Source organism: Pseudomonas sp. KBN12P06040 (genome assembly GCF_037574965.1).
Lineage (GTDB): Bacteria > Pseudomonadota > Gammaproteobacteria > Pseudomonadales > Pseudomonadaceae > Pseudomonas > Pseudomonas aeruginosa.
The window spans coordinates 2,599,182-2,616,104 of record NZ_JBBELS010000001.1 but is presented as its reverse complement, the minus strand read 5'-3'; the positions used below and the strand labels follow the sequence as shown (position 1 = coordinate 2,616,104).

The 16,923-nt window shown below is 66.5% G+C and carries 18 protein-coding genes and 2 pseudogenes; 8 read left to right on the top strand and 12 right to left on the bottom strand.

Annotated features, from left to right (window positions below):
- Positions 1-82 precede the first annotated feature (82 nt).
- A complete protein-coding gene (locus VQ067_RS12535) occupies positions 83-1,408 on the bottom strand; it encodes a Na+/H+ antiporter family protein (RefSeq protein ID WP_033991120.1) in 1,326 nt (441 codons plus the stop codon).
- 258 nt (positions 1,409-1,666) lie between these two features.
- Here VQ067_RS12535 and VQ067_RS33510 point away from each other — a divergent pair.
- Both VQ067_RS33510 and VQ067_RS33505 read left to right on the top strand, forming a co-directional pair.
- A pseudogene (locus VQ067_RS33510) lies at positions 1,667-2,953 on the top strand (PDC sensor domain-containing protein); the annotation flags it as partial.
- Between the two features lie 321 nt (positions 2,954-3,274).
- Positions 3,275-3,811 (top strand): annotated as a pseudogene (locus tag VQ067_RS33505) (methyl-accepting chemotaxis protein); the annotation flags it as partial.
- Positions 3,812-3,815: 4 nt separating this feature from the next.
- On the opposite strand, the gene VQ067_RS12525 reads toward VQ067_RS33505, so the two are convergent.
- The 5 genes from VQ067_RS12525 to VQ067_RS12505 all read right to left on the bottom strand — a co-directional run bounded on the left by VQ067_RS12525 (position 3,816) and on the right by VQ067_RS12505 (position 6,842).
- A complete protein-coding gene (locus VQ067_RS12525) occupies positions 3,816-4,124 on the bottom strand; it encodes a hypothetical protein (RefSeq protein WP_003097699.1) in 309 nt (102 codons plus the stop codon).
- Between the two features lie 90 nt (positions 4,125-4,214).
- The gene (gene carS / locus VQ067_RS12520; protein ID WP_003097701.1) at positions 4,215-5,552 is read right to left on the bottom strand and encodes a two-component system sensor histidine kinase CarS; all 1,338 of its coding nucleotides are present in this window, start codon (positions 5,550-5,552) and stop codon (positions 4,215-4,217) included.
- Positions 5,549-6,220, bottom strand: a complete 672-nt coding sequence (gene carR, locus VQ067_RS12515; protein WP_003090494.1) for a two-component system response regulator CarR — start codon at positions 6,218-6,220, stop codon at positions 5,549-5,551. Before carR ends, carS begins: the two co-directional genes overlap by 4 nt.
- Positions 6,220-6,534, bottom strand: a complete 315-nt coding sequence (locus tag VQ067_RS12510) for a PepSY domain-containing protein (RefSeq protein ID WP_003131079.1) — start codon at positions 6,532-6,534, stop codon at positions 6,220-6,222. The genes carR and VQ067_RS12510 overlap by 1 nt, the downstream gene beginning before the upstream one ends.
- Positions 6,534-6,842: a PepSY domain-containing protein gene (locus tag VQ067_RS12505; RefSeq protein WP_003090497.1), complete on the bottom strand. Its 309-nt coding sequence runs from the start codon at positions 6,840-6,842 to the stop codon at positions 6,534-6,536. The genes VQ067_RS12510 and VQ067_RS12505 overlap by 1 nt, the downstream gene beginning before the upstream one ends.
- A 214-nt stretch (positions 6,843-7,056) precedes the next feature.
- Between VQ067_RS12505 and VQ067_RS12500 the strand changes: the two genes are divergently transcribed.
- From VQ067_RS12500 to VQ067_RS12490, 3 genes are read left to right on the top strand one after another with little or no spacing between them, the layout of a single operon-like run.
- Entirely contained in the window at positions 7,057-8,139 is a 1,083-nt protein-coding gene (locus VQ067_RS12500; RefSeq protein WP_003138917.1) for a hypothetical protein, read from the top strand.
- A gap of 26 nt (positions 8,140-8,165) precedes the next feature.
- Positions 8,166-9,059, top strand: a complete 894-nt coding sequence (locus tag VQ067_RS12495) for a hypothetical protein (protein ID WP_023123170.1) — start codon at positions 8,166-8,168, stop codon at positions 9,057-9,059.
- Positions 9,043-9,309, top strand: a complete 267-nt coding sequence (locus VQ067_RS12490) for a YfeK family protein (RefSeq protein WP_003090500.1) — start codon at positions 9,043-9,045, stop codon at positions 9,307-9,309. The genes VQ067_RS12495 and VQ067_RS12490 overlap by 17 nt, the downstream gene beginning before the upstream one ends.
- On the opposite strand, the gene VQ067_RS12485 is transcribed toward VQ067_RS12490, so the two are convergent.
- Genes VQ067_RS12485 through hmpA form a run of 3 tightly spaced genes read right to left on the bottom strand, consistent with a single transcriptional unit; the run spans position 9,310 to position 11,982 of the window.
- Positions 9,310-10,503: an NnrS family protein gene (locus VQ067_RS12485; protein ID WP_003131074.1), complete on the bottom strand. Its 1,194-nt coding sequence runs from the start codon at positions 10,501-10,503 to the stop codon at positions 9,310-9,312.
- Positions 10,490-10,747 (bottom strand): psl/pyoverdine operon transcriptional regulator PpyR, encoded by a 258-nt coding sequence (ppyR, locus tag VQ067_RS12480; RefSeq protein WP_062842472.1) that lies wholly within the window; start codon positions 10,745-10,747, stop codon positions 10,490-10,492. Before ppyR ends, VQ067_RS12485 begins: the two co-directional genes overlap by 14 nt.
- A gap of 53 nt (positions 10,748-10,800) precedes the next feature.
- Positions 10,801-11,982 carry an NO-inducible flavohemoprotein gene (gene hmpA / locus VQ067_RS12475; RefSeq protein WP_022579953.1) on the bottom strand — a complete coding sequence of 394 codons (1,182 nt, stop codon included), beginning with the start codon at positions 11,980-11,982 and terminating at the stop codon, positions 10,801-10,803.
- Positions 11,983-12,136: 154 nt separating this feature from the next.
- On the opposite strand from hmpA, the gene norR reads away from it, so the two are divergent.
- The 3 genes from norR (at position 12,137) to mvaU (ending at position 14,808) form a co-directional block, all read left to right on the top strand.
- Positions 12,137-13,690, top strand: coding sequence for a nitric oxide reductase transcriptional regulator NorR (gene norR / locus VQ067_RS12470; protein WP_033991117.1), 1,554 nt, complete (start codon positions 12,137-12,139; stop codon positions 13,688-13,690).
- Positions 13,691-13,790: 100 nt separating this feature from the next.
- Complete coding sequence (gene queD / locus VQ067_RS12465) at positions 13,791-14,147, top strand: 6-carboxytetrahydropterin synthase QueD (protein ID WP_003090505.1); 357 nt, start codon at positions 13,791-13,793, stop codon at positions 14,145-14,147.
- 307 nt (positions 14,148-14,454) lie between these two features.
- Positions 14,455-14,808 carry a histone-like nucleoid-structuring protein MvaU gene (gene mvaU, locus VQ067_RS12460; protein ID WP_003090506.1) on the top strand — a complete coding sequence of 118 codons (354 nt, stop codon included), beginning with the start codon at positions 14,455-14,457 and terminating at the stop codon, positions 14,806-14,808.
- A 75-nt stretch (positions 14,809-14,883) separates the two neighbouring features.
- On the opposite strand, the gene VQ067_RS12455 is transcribed toward mvaU, so the two are convergent.
- From VQ067_RS12455 to VQ067_RS12445, 3 genes are all read right to left on the bottom strand, one after another.
- On the bottom strand, positions 14,884-15,180 hold the full coding sequence (locus VQ067_RS12455) for a VF_A0006 family four-cysteine protein (protein WP_009877656.1): 297 nt from the start codon (positions 15,178-15,180) through the stop codon (positions 14,884-14,886).
- A 263-nt stretch (positions 15,181-15,443) separates the two neighbouring features.
- On the bottom strand, positions 15,444-16,028 hold the full coding sequence (locus tag VQ067_RS12450; RefSeq protein WP_033991116.1) for a GspMb/PilO family protein: 585 nt from the start codon (positions 16,026-16,028) through the stop codon (positions 15,444-15,446).
- Positions 16,028-16,411 carry a hypothetical protein gene (locus tag VQ067_RS12445; protein WP_065426587.1) on the bottom strand — a complete coding sequence of 128 codons (384 nt, stop codon included), beginning with the start codon at positions 16,409-16,411 and terminating at the stop codon, positions 16,028-16,030. The genes VQ067_RS12450 and VQ067_RS12445 overlap by 1 nt, the downstream gene beginning before the upstream one ends.
- Between the last annotated feature and the right edge of the window lie 512 nt (positions 16,412-16,923).

Here is a 16,923-nt window from a genome sequence, read left to right as displayed (position 1 = left end):
GGATTCCCGTTTCATCGGCAATCCCGTCGGAAGCTTAAGCGGCCGGCCCGACATTCCGTCAGGCGACCGCCCGAAATGGGACTCAGAGCAACATCGCGGCGGCCCAGCCGAACACCAGCAACGGCAGGTTGTAGTGCAGGAAGGTCGGCACCACGGTGTCCCAGATGTGATTGTGCTGGCCGTCGACGTTGAGCCCGGAGGTCGGCCCGAGGGTCGAGTCCGACGCCGGAGAACCTGCATCCCCCAGCGCGCCGGCGGTGCCGACGATGCTGACGATGGCCAGCGGGCTGAAGCCCAGTTGCACCGCCAGCGGGACGAAGATCGCGGCGATGATCGGCACGGTGGAGAACGACGAGCCGATGCCCATGGTGACCAGCAGGCCGACCAGCAGCATCAGCATGGCGCCGACCGCCTTGCTGTTGCCGATCCAGGCCACCGAGGCGTCGACCAGGCTCTGCACCTCGCCGGTGGCCTTCATCACCTCGGCGAAACCGGCCGCGGCAATCATGATGAAACCGATGGTGGCCATCATCTTCATGCCTTCGGTGAACAGGTCGTCGGTCTCCTTCCAGCGCACCACGCCGGACAGCGAGAAGACCACAAAACCGACCAGCGCGCCGATGATCATCGAGTCCAGCCACAGCTGCACGACGAACGCGGCGACGATGGAGACCCCGGCCACCGCCAGGCTTTTCGGGCTATAGCTGACATCGACGCGTTCGGCCTGCTCGATCCGCTGCAAGTCGTAGACGCGCTTGCGGCGGTAGCTGAACAGCACCGCGATGAGCAACCCGGCGAGCATGCCCAGGGCCGGGATGAACATGGCGTGGGTGACGTTGACCCCGCTGACGTCGACGCCGTTGCGCGCCACGTTGGCCAGCAGGATTTCATTGAGGAAGATGTTGCCGAAGCCCACCGGCAGGAACATGTACGGGGTGATCAGGCCGAAGGTGATGACGCAGGCGATCAATCGCCGGTCGATCTGCAGCTTGCTCAGCACATAGAGCAGCGGCGGCACCAGCAGCGGGATGAAGGCGATATGGATCGGCAGGATATTCTGCGAGGATACCGCCACGCAGAGCAGCAGGCCGACCAGGATCCACTTGAACGCACCGGCGCCCTTGCCCTGCTCGTCGTGCCGGCCGAGCAGCGCCAGGACCTTGTCGGCCAGCGCATGGGCCACGCCGGAGCGAGCGATGGCCACGGCGAAGGCGCCGAGCATGGCGTACGACAGGGCCACCGTGGCGCCGCCGCCGAGGCCGCCGTTGAAGGCCTTGAGAGTCCCCTCCAGGCCTAGGCCACCGAACAGTCCGCCGACCACCGCGCCGATGATCAGCGCCAGCACGACATGCACACGGCAAAGGCTGAGGACGAGCATCAGTGCGACCGCCAGCACCACTGCGTTCATCGTTGAACTCCTTGCAAATGAAACGAACCCGGCCGCCTGCGACCGAAAAAAGGGGCGTACTCTGCTACAGCCATCCCCGCCTGTCAAAGCCGCGCATGGGCGAATGTCGCCTGGCTATAAACCGTTGTGCACGGTTCTTGCGTGCGATTCGCCGCACGACGGCAATCCGGCGCCAGCGAACGAACCGTCGTCAAGAATGGGCGAGCCCTGCCGATAAGCCTTGGGCCCCCGCAGTTTCTTCGTACAAGGACCCCTCCCATGTTCCTTCGCCGCCTGTCCATCCAATGGAAGATCACCCTGCTGGCAGGCCTCTGCCTGCTCGGCGTGGTCGCCTTGCTGGTCGGCCTTTCGGTCTACCGCATGCAGCACAGCAGCGTACTGGTGAAAAGCGCCAGTACGCAGATGCTCGACGAATCGGCGCGCCTGCGCCTGGAAGCCCGCGGGGAATTGCAGGCGTTGCGCATCCAGCGCTATTTCATGGATGCCTTCCAGTACGGCAAGGGTTTCTCCCGGCAGATCCTGTTCCTCCGCGACCAGGCGCAGAAGCGCTTCCTCGACGCCTACGACCTGCGCGAAGACCTGACCCGCCAGGTGCGCACCGCGCTCGCCGCCAATCCCGAGGTGCTCGGCCTGTACGTGGTCTTCGAACCCAACGCACTGGACGGCAAGGACGAACTGTTCGTCGACCAGCCCGCCCTGGGCAGCAACGACAAGGGACGCTTCTCCCTGTACTGGGCGCAGGCCACGCCGGGACAGCTGGAGTCCGAGTCGATGGTCGAGTCCGAACTCGCCGACACCAGCAGCGGGCCCAGCGGCGCGGCCTACAACGCCTGGTACACCTGCCCGAAGGAAAGCGCTCAACCCTGCGTGCTCGATCCCTACTTCGACAAGGTCGGCGAGCGCCAACTGCTGATGACCAGCATCGCCTTCCCCCTCGAACTGGATGGCAAGGTGATCGGCGTGATGGGCCTGGACATCAACCTGAGCAATCTGCAGGCGCTCAGCGAACAGGGCAACCGCGAACTCTACGACGGCGTTGGCCAGGTCGGCATCCTCAGCCCGGCCGGGCTGTTCGCCGGCAACAGCCGCGACGCCGGCCTGCTCGGCAAGAACCTGGCCAAGGCGGATCCGCAGCACGCCGGCGAACTCCTGCAACTGCTGGCCGCCGGCAAGAGCCAATTGTTCAACGAGAACGACGACCTCAAGGTGCTGCAACCGTTGCAGCCGATTCCCGGCGCCAAGCCCTGGGGCGTGCTCCTCGAAGTGCCGAAGAGCGCCCTGCTCGGCCCGGCCCTGGCGCTGGAGCGGCAACTGGACGACATGCGCCGCGAAGGCACCTGGGTCGAACTGGGCCTCGGCCTCGGCGCCGCGGTGCTCGGCCTGCTGGTGCTGTGGCTGACCGCCCGCGGCGTAACCCGGCCGATCCTCGGCGTCGCCCACATGCTGCGCGACATCGCCAGCGGCGAAGGCGACCTGACCCAGCGTCTGCCGCACACCGGGCGCGACGAGCTGGGCGAACTGGCCGGTTGGTTCAACCGTTTCCTCGACAAGCTGCAGCCGATCATCCGCGACGTGAAGGTCTCGGTGCGCGATGCGCGCAGTACCGCCGACCAGTCGGCGGCGATTTCCAGCCAGACCAGCGCCGGCATGCAGCAGCAGTTCCGCGAGATCGACCAGGTCGCCACCGCATCCCACGAGATGACCGCCACTGCCCAGGACGTCGCCCGTAGCGCCGCCCAGGCCGCCGACGCCGCGCGCGGTGCCGACCAGGCGACCCGCGACGGCCTGGCGCTGATCGACCGCACCACACAGAGCATCGACAGCCTGGCCGCCAACCTGACCAGCGCCATGGGCCAGGTCGAGCAACTGGCCAGCAGCAGCGAGGAAATCGGTTCGGTGCTGGAAGTGATCCGCGCCATCGCCGAGCAGACCAACCTGCTGGCGCTCAACGCGGCCATCGAGGCGGCCCGCGCCGGCGACGCCGGCCGCGGCTTCGCGGTGGTCGCCGACGAAGTGCGCAACCTCGCCCGGCGCACCCAGGACTCGGTGGAACAGATCCGCGGGGTGATCGAAGGCCTGCAACAGGGCACCCGCGACGTGGTCGACGCCATGCACGGCAGCCATCGCCAGGCCCAGGGCAGCGTCGAGCAGGTGGATGAAGCGGTGGCCGCGCTGCAACGGATCGGCGAGGCGGTGACGGTGATCAACGACATGAACCTGCAGATCGCCAGCGCCGCCGAGGAACAGAGCTCGGTAGCCGAGGAGATCAACCGCAATGTCGCGGCGATCCGCGACGTCACCGAGTCGCTGTCGAGCCAGGCCGAGGAATCGGCCCAGGTCAGTCAGTCGCTGAACCGCCTGGCCAACCACCAGCAGGGCCTGATGGAACAGTTCAAGGCCTGACCGTTCACGGCCTGAATAGCGCCGGGGGGCCGTAGGTCCCCCAGATCGCCAGGCGGGCCAGCGAGCGCAGCCAGCCACGCAGACGCGCCGGGGCTCCCGCCTCGGCCACCTTCGCTGCCGCTGTCCCGGCCTGTCGCGGTTCGCCGCGCTCGCTGCGCAACGCGTTTTCCACGGCCTGCTCGTAGCGAGCCTGCGCGGGTAACCGCGGCGACCGCCCCTCCTCTCGCTGTCCACTGGACTCGCCCAACAGGAACACCAGCACCGGCAGCATCAGCGCCCAGCGCCAGCGGCCCGTACCCGTCCGCCGTTTCATCGTCCAAGACCTCCTTGCAAGAAGCCCGGGATGCTAGGGAAAGCGCAGGAGGAAATCTTGCCGGGACTGTCGGCAAATGGTGAAGAACTGTTAAGCCCTGGCGGCGCGGCCGCTCTTCTGCAACGACAACTCGATGCTCACTCGCAGGCCGCCCAGCGGGCTGTCTTCGAGACTCAGGCGGCCACCGCAGGCCTCGGCGATGTCGCGCGCGATGCCCAGGCCCAGGCCATGGCCGCTGACCTGCTCGTCGAGCCGGGTACCCCGCTCGAGCACCGCCTGGCGCTGGTCGGGGAGGATGCCGGGGCCGTCATCGTCGACCTTCAGGCGGACCATGCCCTCGCCCTGCGCGACAGTCAGGCGGACTTCGCTATCGGCCCACTTGCAGGCGTTGTCCAGCAGATTGCCGAGCATCTCCAGCAGGTCCTCGCGGTCCCATGGCAGGCGCAGCCCCGGTGGCGCGCTCCAGCTCACCTGCAGGTGCGGGCCGTGGATCAGGCGCAGGGTGTCGCACAGCGACGGCAACTCCTCGGCGCAATCGAAATGTGCGCCAGGCAGCGCTTCGCCGACCAGGCGCGCCTTGCCCAACTCGCGACCGAGGCGCTGCTGGATCTGTTCCAGCTGTTCGCGCAGGACCTGTTGCAACTCCGGCTGGCGCGCCATCTCCTCGCGCTCGGCGAGGCTGACCAGCACCGCCAGCGGCGTCTTCAGGGCGTGACCGAGGTTGCCCAGGGCGTTGCGCGAACGCTTCAGGGTCTCCTCGGTGTGCGCCAGCAGGTGGTTGATCTGCTCCACCAGCGGCTCCAGTTCCTCGGGAGCCTGGTTGTCCAGTTGGCTGCGCTGGCCCTGCTGCAGTTGGGCGATCTGCAGGCGCACCTCCTCCAGCGGACGCAGCGAACGACGCACGGTCAGGCGCTGCAACAGCAATACCAGGAGCAGCGCCAGGGCGCCGGCGCCCAGGCCCATCCACTGCACACGGGCGAAGCTTTCCAGGATCGGCGTATAGTCCTGCGCCACCACGATCCGCAGCTTCTGGCCCATGCGCTTGTAGTGGCCGCGGAACACCAGCAGTCGCTGCTCCTCGGGCCCATCGACCAGGCCCTGCACCAGCCCTTTCTTGTGCGGCACTTCCAGCTCGCTGTCCCACAGGGAGCGTGAGCGCCAGGTGTCCTTTTCCAGCTCGATGACGAAATAGCGCCCGGAATACGGGCGCTGGAACGCCGGGTTGAGGCGTTGCTCGTCCAGTTGCATGCCGTTCGGCCCGCGCACCATGGCCACCAGCAGGTTCTCCGCCTCCTCGCGCAGGTTGCCGGCGAAATAGCGCCGCAGGCCCTGGTCGAACAGCCACAGGCCGGTCTGCGCGAGGACCAGCCCGACCACCAGCAGCACCGCGAACAGGCCGACGCTCAGGCGCCGCTGGATCGACCTCATCCGGCGGCCACCCCGGCGTAGCGGTAGCCCTGGCCACGGCGGGTCTCGATCACCTCGCGGCCGAGCTTGCGCCGCAGGTGGTTGACGTGGACCTCGATGACGTTGGAATCGCGTTCGGTCTCGCCGTCGTACAGATGCTCGGCCAGGTGCCCCTTGGACAGGACCTGGCCGGGGTGCAGCATGAAATAGCGCAGCAGGCGGAATTCGGCGGCGGTCAGGTCGACGTCGGCGCCGTTCAGGCACACGCACTGACGCTGCTCGTCCAGGCGCAGCCCGGCGGCCTCCAGCTGGCTCTGGTTGGCCAGCCCATGGGCGCGGCGCAACAGGGCCTGGATGCGCAAGGCCAACTCTTCCGGATGGAACGGCTTGGTCAGATAGTCGTCGGCACCGGCCTTGAGCCCATCGATGCGTTCGGCCCAGGAACCGCGCGCGGTGAGGATCAGCACCGGAGTCGCGAGTCCCAGGCCACGCCACTCCTGGAGTATCTCCAGGCCGGGACGCCCGGGCAGGCCGAGGTCGAGAATGATCAGGTCGTAGGGCTCGCTGGCGCCCTGTACCGCCGCGTCGCGGCCGTCGGCCAGCCAGTCCACCGCGTAGCCCTGGCGGGTCAGGCTGGCCATCAGTTCGTCGGCCAGGGGAACGTGATCCTCAACCAGCAGCAACCGCATCAGTCGTCTTCCTCGTCCTTCAGGATGCGGCCGTTGCGGGCATCCAGTTCCAGTTCACGCACGACGCCGTCGCGGGTGAGCAGTTCCACCTCGTAGACATAGACGTCGTCTTCCTCTTCCAGCTCGACCTCCAGCAGGCGCGCCCCGGGGTAACGCCCCAGGGCTTCCTGCATGAGGGATTCGAGCGGCTGTATCACACCGTCCTGGCGCAGGCGCAGGACCTCGTCCTGGTCCAGGTCGCGCGCCATCGCCTCGAGGCTGATGACCGCCAGGACCAGTGCGATGATCCCGGCGTAGCGCATGAGCCACTTCATCAGTCGTCCTGGTGGTCCTTGAGCACGGCGCCGGTAGCGGCATCCAGCTCCAGGTCCCACTTCACGCCCTGCGGGTCGCGCAACTCGACCTGGTAGATGTAGCGGCCGTATTCCTCTTCCAGCTCGGTATCGTGGACGCTCGAGCCGGGATGCTTGGCGATGGCGTTCTTGTTCAGCTCTTCGAAGGACTTGATGGTCCCGGCGTCACGCAGCTTCAGCGCCTCGTCCGGGCCGAGGTCGCGGGCCTGGGCCAGGCCGGCAGTCAGGGCGATGGCGGTGGCGGCGAACAGGGCAGTCAGTTTCTTCATGGGAATCTCTCCGTGGGAATCAATCGTGTTGCTTTCGACGGTTTGCAGATTAACCGGGCGCTCTTAATTGAAGCTGAATTTGCCGCAAGGACATGGCCGGGGCGCGCCATAGGGTAACGGAAAGCCTCTGCGATGGGGCTCGCCGGCGTTCGAAAGCGCTTGGTCCTGCGACAACTCGTCCTATAATCGCCGGTTCGCAAGGGAGAAGACCAGCATGCCAGCCATCCAGATCAAGTCCCCCGCACTGACCCTCAAGGCCGGTCGCCGCGCCCTCGCCCGCATCCGCGAGCGCGGACTGCAGCCGGCCGACGTCGGCATCGTCCCCGGTGCCGCCGGCGGGCCAAAGGCGCTGGGCATCCAGGGACTGGACCTGGCGATCTTCGGCGAGTGGCTGCCGCGCGCCCCGCGCGAACGCTCGCTGATCGGCGCCTCCATCGGTTCCTGGCGCTTCGCCAGCGCCTGCCTGCCCGACGCCGTGGCCGGCCTCACCCGCCTCGGCGAGCTGTACACCCGGCAGCGTTTTCCCAAGGGCGTGAGCATCGCCGAAGTCTCGCGCAAGTGCGCGGCGATGCTCGACGACCTGCTCGCCGGCCAGGACGCGCGGATCCTCGACAACCCGCTGTACCGCCTCAACGTGGTGGTGGTGAAGAGCCACGGGCGCCTCGCCCACGACCACAAGGCCAGCCTCGGCCTGGGGCTGTCCTCGGTGATCCGCGACAACCTGATCGGCCGCCGCCACCTGCACCGCCACTTCGAACGGGTGATCCTGCATGACGCCCGCCAGGCGCCGCCGCTGGCCGCGCTGACCGACTTCCCGTCGCGCTACCTGCACCTGGACGGCGGCAACCTGCGCCAGGCGCTGCTCGCCTCCGGCTCGATCCCGATGGTCATGGAAGGCGTCCGCAACCTGCCTGGCGCCGGCCCCGGCACCTACCGCGACGGCGGCCTGCTCGACTACCATCTCGACCTGCCCTACGAGGACCGCGGCGTGGTGCTCTACCCGCACTTCACCGACAAGGTGATCCCCGGCTGGTTCGACAAGGGCTTGCCCTGGCGCCGTGGCGACGCCGGGCGCCTGCAGGACGTGCTGCTGCTGGCGCCGTCGCGCGAGTACCTGGCGCGCCTGCCGCACGCCAAGCTGCCGGACCGCAAGGACTTCACTCGCTACCTCGGCGACGACGACGGCCGCGAGCGCTACTGGCGCCAGGCGATGGCGGAAAGCCGCAGGCTCGGCGACGAATTCCTCGAACTGGTCGACGGCGGCCGGCTCGGAGAACGCCTGCAAGCGCTGGACTGAGCCGCCACCGACGAGAAGGATCCTGCATGAAACTGGCCGTAGCGCTGATCCACGGCATCGGCGACCAGCCCGATAGCCGCGACGAGGACGGTCTGCACAGCTACGCCCGCGAACTGGTGGCGGCGCTGCGCCGACGTCTCGGCGCGGAAGCCGGCGAGGTGGCCTTCCAGAGCCTGTACTGGGCCAGCGTGCTGGACGCCCGCGAGCTGGACTACCTCAAGCGCATCGAGCGCGAGCCGCTGGGCTGGCGCTGGCTGCGCCGGGCGGTGACGCTGTTCCTCGGCGACGCCAGCGGCTACCGCAAGGTCAGCGCCGCCTACGACACCACCTACCAGCAGGTCCACCAGCACGTGCGCAGCGGGATCATGGCCCTGCGCGCGAAGGTCGGGCCGCAGACGCCGCTGGTGATCCTCGCCCACTCCCTGGGCGGGCACATCGTATCCAACTTCATCTGGGACCAGCAGAAACTCAACCGCACGCCGAGTTGCTCGATCGACCCCTTCCTCGGCCTGGAAACCCTGGCCGGGCTGGTCACCTTCGGTTGCAACATCCCGCTGTTCACCTTCGCCTACGAGAAGGTCTGTCCGATCCGCTTTCCCGGCCACTGCCTGCCCCCGGCGATCCGCCAGCAGGCACGCTGGCTGAACGTCTACGCGCCGGCCGATCCGCTCGGCTATCCGCTGCGGCCGTTGCAGAACTACGCCGCGGTCGTCCACGAGGACCTCGCCCTGCCGGTCGGTCCCTGGTACAAGCGGCACACCCCGTTGAGCCACATGGAGTACTGGAACGATGCGCGCTTTCACGATTACCTGGCGGACTACCTGCGCCGCCTGTTGGCTGCTGGCCTCGAGCCTGCCGGCGCTGGCCACGCCCTCCCCGCAGGCGAGCCAGGAGATCGGCCGCTTGCTGAGCTTTGTTGAAGACAGCGGCTGCACCTTCATCCGCAACGGCAGCGAATACCCGGCCGCGGAGGCCCGCGCCCACCTGCAGAAGAAGCTCGACTACCTGGAGCGCAAGGATCTGGTCGCCAGCAGCGAGGACTTCATCGAGCGCGCCGCGACCCAGAGCAGCCTCAGCGGCAAGCCCTACCAGGTGCGCTGCGCCGGGCAGACGCGCAACTCCGCCGACTGGCTGAACCAGGAGCTGCGGCGTCTGCGGCAAGCCCCCTGATCAACCGGGATGGCCGTCGACCCGCGGACGACACAGCATCGGCGCGTAGCACCAGGCGAATAGCAGGAACGCCAAAGCCCACAGTCCGCCTGCCAGGGGCAGCGCCCAGTTCGCCGGCAACAGGCTGGGCAGGAACACCCGCGCCGCGCAGCCGAGATTGAGCAGGGCGAAAGCCCAGGGCATCGCTGCCGGCGGTTGCAGCGCGCGACCGGTATGGCCGAGAGTGACCCGTGCCAGCATCGCCAGGATCAACCCGCCCATGCCGCCCACCGCCAGCGCGTGCAGCGCCTGGCTCGGCGCCAGCGCCAGGCCCAGGCTCCAGAGCGCCATGCCGAGCGGCGCCACGGCGATCCAGAAATACGCCAGGTGCAGCGACCAGAGCAGCGGCACCTGCCAGATGCCGCGATCGCGCCAACGCCACAGGCGCCACAGTTGCGCACCGCCGAGGGCGGCGAACAGTCCTGCAAGCCAGGGCGTCGGCTGCGCCGTGACGCCCGCGGCGGTGAGCAGCGCCACCAGCACGCAGCCCAGCAGGATGCCATTGTCCAGCCAGGCGATCGCCGGCACCTGCTGCTGACGGCCGAGACCGCGCTGGGTGAAGAACGGGATCACCCGCCCGCCGATCAGGTTCATCATTCCGGCGATCAGCCATAGCGCGGCGATGGAGGCACGCCGTTGCCAGTCGTCGTTGCCCTCGAACAGGCCGAGCAGGACCAGGGCGTCGGCCAGGGTCAACAGCAGCAACAGGCCCACCACCGGGTAATTGCGCTTCTGCCGCACCCGCCACAGGCTGCGACCGATAGCCCAGGCCAATAGCGGCAGGAAGCTCAGTTGCAGCACCAGCAGCAGCGCCAGCGGCGCATCGAATAGCCAGGCCAGGCGCGCCGCCAGCCAGAGTCCGGCGAGCAGGGCCAGGGGTTTGCCCTGCAGGCCGGGTACGCCGGTCCAGGTCTGCACGGCGGTCAACAGGAAGCCGGCGATGATCGCCACACCGAAACCGAAGAGCATTTCGTGACGATGCCAGGCCAGCCAGCCACCGACCGGTTGCCAGCCGCTCCAGAGCCCGGCCAGCGCCGCCAGCCAGAGCGCGATGGCGAGCACCGCGAACAGCGCGCCGCCGAGGAAGAACGGGCGGAAGCCCAGGCGCCAGATCGGCGGTATGGCCATCAGCCTGGAACGATCAAGCACTTGCACAGCAGACCTCCCAACCGGGTCGACGCATGCGGAACAGCGCGCTCAGGCGCATCACGTAGCCAATCTTCAACAGGGTCGGGCCGAGGATCACCAGCGCATGGGAAAACACCAGCGCCGGCATGTTCAGGTAGCGGTCGAGGAAATAGGCGGCGATCACGCCGGCGACGAGCAGCGCCAGGCCGGCCGCCAGCAGCCCGTGACCGATCCGCAGCACCCGCCGTGTACAATCGAACAGAGCGTTCATCTCGATCTCCTTTTTCCGAAAAGGGCCGACGCATTTCGCGCCGGCCCGTCGCTTCAGGCGTCCAGCGCGGCGGCCGGACCGAAGAACTCGTAGTGGCATTGCTGCGAGGGTACGCCGAGGTCGGCCAGGTGGCGCTTGACCTGCGCCATGAAAGGCCGGGGTCCGAGGAAGTAGGCGTCCAGGTCGCGCTCCTGCGGCAACCAGTCGGCCAGTTTCTCGCGGCTCAGCAATCCCTCGGCGTCGGGACTGTCGCCGGCACGCGGTTCGCTGTAGCAGAAGAAGTGCTCGACCTGCTCGTGCTGCGCCGACACGTCTTCGATCCAGTCGCGGAAGGCATGCACGCCGCCATGCCGGGCGCAATGGATGAAGCGGATCGGCCGCGCCTGCGGCAGCGCTTCCTGCAACATGGCCAGGGCCGGGGTGATGCCGACGCCGGCGGTGATCAGCACCAGCGGCTTGTCGCTGTCACGCAGGACGAAATCGCCAGCCGGCGGAAACAGATCCAGCTCGTCGCCCTCGGCGACCCGGTCATGCAGGTAATTGGAGACCCGTCCACCCGCCTCGCGCTTGACGCTGATGCGGTATTCGCGGCCGTTGCTGGCAGCGGAAAGCGAATAGTTGCGGCGCACTTCCTCGCCGTCGATGTCCAGCCGCAGGCCGATGTACTGTCCCGGCTGGAACGCCAGCAGCGGCTGGCCGTCCACCGGCTCCAGGTAGAACGAGGTGATTTCCTCGCTCTCCGCCTGCTTGCGTGCCACGCGGAAGCGCCGCACGCCGCGCCAGCCGCCATCGGCCTGGGCGCTGGCGGCATACACCGACTCCTCGGCCTCGATCAGCAGGTCGGCCAGTTGCTGGTAGGCCGCGCCCCAGGCTTCGAGGACTTCGTCGGTGGCGATCTGTTCGCCGAGGACCTCGCGGATCGCCCGCAACAGGCAAGTGCCGACGATCGGATAGTGTTCGGGCAGCACCTGCAGGGAGACATGCTTGTTCACCACCTTGGCCACCAGCGGGCCGAGTTCCTGCAACTGGTCGATGTGCCTGGCGTACATCAGCACGCCATTGGCCAGCGCCCGCGGCTGGTCGCCGCTGGCCTGGTGGGCCTGGTTGAACAGCGGGCGCACCTCGGGGTACTCGCCGAGCATGGTGCGGTAGAAATGGGTGATCAGCGCTTCACCGCCGGTCTCCAGCAGCGGTACGGTAGCTTTGATGAGGGCACGTTGGGCATTGGACAACATAGATGACTCCTGACGCATGCAAGGTTTTGTTTCACCTCGAAGCATTTCAGGAAGCGTGCCAAGGCAAACTACCAGAATTTACGGGCCTTGCAGGCCGACATAGGTCATAATGACTGCAACCATTCAGAGTCATTAGGACTGCAAAGAGGTCGAAATGACCACCAACCCCTTGCTTGCCACCCTGATCCCGCTGGTTGCCGACCTGTCCCGCGACCTGCCGGAAGACGAACGCTACCGCCGACTGCTCCAGGCCCTGCGCGACCTGCTGCCCTGCGACGCCACCGCGCTGCTGCGCCTGGACGGCGAATACCTGATCCCGCTGGCGGTGGACGGCCTCAGCCCGGACACCCTCGGCCGGCGCTTCCGGGTCGGCGAACATCCGCGCCTCGAGGCCCTCCTGGAGCGCCGCGGGCCGACCCGCTTCCCCGCCGACTGCGGCCTGCCCGATCCCTACGACGGTCTGGTGGAAGGCCTCCACGGCCACCTGGAAATCCATGATTGCCTGGGCTGTCCGCTGTACCTCGACGACCAGCCCTGGGGCTTGCTGACCCTGGATACCCTCGATCCGTCGCGCTTCGCCAGCGCCGACCTGGACACCCTGGAGGCCTTCGCCAGTCTCGCCGCCGCCACGGTCAAGGCCAGCGAGCGGATGCGCGACCTGACCCGCCGCGCCGAGGACGAGCACCAGCGCGCCGAGGCCTATCTCGAAGCCGCTGGCGAGCGGCCACGGGAAATGATCGGCCAGAGCGCCGCGCACAAGGCGCTGCTGGAAGAAATCCGCCTGGTCGCCAACAGCGACCTGAGCGTACTGATCACCGGCGAGACCGGGGTCGGCAAGGAACTGGTGGCGCAATCCATCCACCGGCATTCCATGCGCAGCGGCAAGCCGATGATCAGTCTCAACTGCGCCGCGCTGCCCGAGACCCTGGTGGAAAGCGAATTGTTCGGCCATGTGCGCGGCGCCTTCTCCGGCGCGGTCAACGAACGGCGCGGCAAGTTCGAACTGGCCGACGGCGGCAGCCTGTTCCTCGACGAGGTCGGCGAGTTGCCGCTGGCGGTGCAGGCCAAGCTGCTCCGCGTGCTGCAGAGCGGGCAGTTGCAGCGGGTCGGCTCCGATCGCGAGCACCGCGTCGACGTACGCCTGATCGCAGCCACCAACCGCGACCTGGCCGAGGAAGTGCGCGCCGGGCGCTTCCGCGCCGATCTCTACCATCGCCTCAGCGTCTATCCCTTGCGCGTGCCGCCGCTGCGCGAGCGCGGCCGCGATATCCTCCTGCTGGCCGGCTACTTCCTCGAGGAAAACCGACCGCGCCTGGGACTGCGCAGCCTGCGCCTGGACCACGAGGCCCAGGCCGCGCTCCTCGACTATCGCTGGCCGGGCAACGTGCGCGAACTCGAGCACCTGGTCGGCCGCGCCTCGCTCAAGGCCCTCGGCCACAATCCGGAGCGGTCGCGGATCGTCACCCTGCATCGGCAGGATCTCGACCTGCCCGCGGAAACCCCCGCGCCACCTCGCAGCGTGGTCGAGCCCGCGCCCGCCGTGCCACAGACCGGTCACTCGTTGCGCGCGGCCACCGACGCCTACCAACGCCACCTGATCCAGGACTGCCTGGCCCGTCACCAGGGAAGCTGGGCCTCGGCTGCACGCGAGCTGGGCCTGGATCGCGCCAACCTGGCGCGCCTGGCGCGCCGCCTGCAACTCAGGTGAACGACCGCCCGGTCGGAGCAGACCGGGTCCGGCGCGCAAACCTGCTACCATGGCGCCCCCATTCCGGTTGTCCGATAACCCCGATCCAGAGCGCACTACAGTGGAACTCTTCAAAGAATTCACCTTCGAATCCGCCCATCGCCTGCCCCACGTCCCCGAAGGCCACAAATGCGGGCGCCTGCACGGCCACTCGTTCCGTGTCGCCATCCACATCGAAGGCGAGGTCGATCCGCATACCGGCTGGATCCGCGACTTCGCGGAAATCAAGGCGATCTTCAAGCCGATCTACGAGCAACTCGACCACAATTATCTGAACGATATTCCAGGCCTGGAAAACCCCACCAGCGAAAACCTCTGCCGCTGGATCTGGCAACAACTCAAGCCGCTGTTGCCGGAACTCTCCAAGGTCCGCGTCCACGAAACTTGCACCAGCGGTTGCGAATATCGGGGCGATTGATTCGCCCGACTCTCCCCTGGCGCTTCGCCATCCGCTCTAAAACGGGCTTCCACACAACGGGCCCGTTCTGCCATCTCTCTCCCATGGGTTGTACGAAGCATTATCCCCACGGACATAAAGGTTTCATATTCTTCCGGGAAACATCCGGCAAGCTGTCCCCACAGTCCGTTAGTCAATAAAACCGTGCAACTATATTGTTCTTCCAGTAGATAAAGACTTATCCTTTGCCGCGGACACGGAAAGTCCGTAAAGCCACTATAAATGCACCAAAACCCAGCACCATATTTTTAGAACGGGAGTGAAACGAATGTCCAAACTTGCCGAGTTCCGCGAGGCAGAGCGCAAACTTCAGGAGCAACTGGCCCTGCTGGAAAAGCTGAAAAGCGACAGCAGCCTGAAGCAGGAACTGGAATTCAAGGACAAGTTGCAGGCGTTGATGGACAAGTACGGCATGACCCTGCACAACATCATCGCCATCCTCGACCCCAAGGCTCCGGTCACCGTCAGCGCCGCTCCGCAGCGCCGTGCCCGCGCCCTGAAGGTCTACAAGAACCCGAACAACGGTGAAGTCGTCGAAACCAAGGGCGGCAACCACAAGGTTCTGAAAGCCTGGAAAGAACAGTACGGTTCCGAAACCGTCGAATCCTGGCTGCAACGCTAAGCCGGTTTTCCCGACGGCATCCTGCCGATGCCGTCGGAAACCTCACTGGCTACTTTCGCTCCCCTCCTCGCCAGATCAATTCTGCGACTTCGATTCGCAAGCGCTCCTGATCTTCTGCGCCGCCAGGTTGTTCTCCACCCCCGGCAGGTTCTCCAGCAGACACTCGTAATAAGCCTTTTCCCGCGACAGCAGGAAGGAACCGTCGTTATACAACTTGTCGCAGGCCTGGGTGATGAAGTGAACCGCCACCCCGCTCTTCGCCGTGCGTTGGTAGTCGAGTATGCATTGGTCGTAGTCCTTGTCGTCGGCGAGAGTGGAAAGCGGAAATAACAGCAGCAGGGGCAGCAGGAACTTCATGGCAATGGTATCCATGGGAAAGTTGTGCTCCAGCATGGACGAGCCGGCTCGGAGTGCCAAGCCGACCATGAAGTAAAATTTTGCACTTGTTTACAGGCCGGGCCAGACTGGCCGTTCTTCGCTGCGCGAATGCGACAATGGCGGGCCGGGGAGCCGAATCGCAGGCGTCCCGAGCGGATTCGGTTTCCCGGCCGCCTGGCGGCAACTCGCTCCATCGACGGGCACCGCCCTCCGCCGAACTCTTCCGGCAAACGGGTGCTGCCCGATCCGCATCCGCTTCAATAGGCCGCTACGAACAGGAACGACAACTGTAGATTGAGCATGGGCGACAACATATTGTTCAGTTCCAGAAACTCCACCGCTACTTGCCGCTGCTCCGCTTCTATATCCTGCAACAACCGACTGAACGAGGCTGGCTGCAACTGCCCGCGAACCTGGGCCTCGATACGCGCGATCGTCCCTTGCTTCTCGAAGCCGCGAGGAAGCAGTACGCTCACTTCCGCGTCAGGGACGCCCGCCAGGCGAACCCGCTCGGTCAGCCAGGCCTGCACATCGGCCCTCGCCTGCGACGCATTCGGCGCCTGCCAGAAGCGCTCTCGCTGAAGGTTCAGGACCTGCTCCGCCTGCATCGCCCGCTCCGGCCAGGCGGTCTGCCGGGAAACGTCCTGGAGCTTGAGCCATTCCCCGGCCAGACGACGATATTCCTCCCCTCGTTCCTCCCTCCAATCCATGCTGAGCATGACCAGATGCACAACCAGCAGCAGGCACAGGCTCCAGATGGCCATGCGCAAGAGTGGTTTTTCCTGCCATTGTCGTTGCAGGTTCCGCCCCTGGAACTGCAGTGATCGCTGGAAGTCCGACATCAGGCACCCTCCCCCGGCGTACGCAGGACCAGGCTCAGCGATAGCCCCTCGCTCTGCGAAGGTTCCACCCTGACATCTTCGAAACTCCCAGACTCCATGAAACGCCGCACATAGAGACGCGGGTCGACACTGTCGGTGCCAATCCGCAACTCCAGCTCGGAGCCTCGATAGCGCCAGGCGAGCAACCGACTGTCCTTCGGCAACAGTTCCGCTACCTGTCCCAGCAGCGCCACCTGCGAGCGATGCTGCAAAGCGCGCCCCAGCTCCGTGGCCATCCGATTGGTCTGCAAGGCCTGGTTGCGTGCGCTGAGGATCGGCGAGACCTGGTCGCTCAGCTGGTCGTACTGCGTTCGCAGCGCACGCTCGGCCCACCACCAGGACAAACCTTCCCCCAGATTGAATCCGCATCCCAGCAACAGGGTGGCTATGAGCCCATGCGGCAACCAACGCTCCCATCGCAGCAGCGTTGCTTCCGCCGCCGGAACGGCCCAGGGACGGCCCAGCGCTTCCCCAGGCTCGGCAACCAGGCTCTCCGGAATGCGTATTCCCGCCAGCCCCCGGAGCAACCGAACCCATTGTTCTGGCTGGGGTGGGCTGGGAAAGAAATGGCTCAGGACAAGGCAGTCATCTCTCCAGACCTGCAGATCCAGCCCGGAGCGAACCCGAAGCAGCCGAACCGTCTCGCCTTCCGCGACCGACCGAGGGGGAGCCTGCAGGAGGGATTCGGGGATACAGCGATAACGCCGAGGTTGGTCGACGCAGTCTTCGGCAACGGCCTCCCGGACCTCCTCATCCCAGAACCAGACCAGAGCATGGCCACCCCGCCAGGCTACGTAATGGCCTGCGCGGCGAAAAGGCGCCAGGGCGGCAAGCTTCAACGCCAGTGCCTGATACC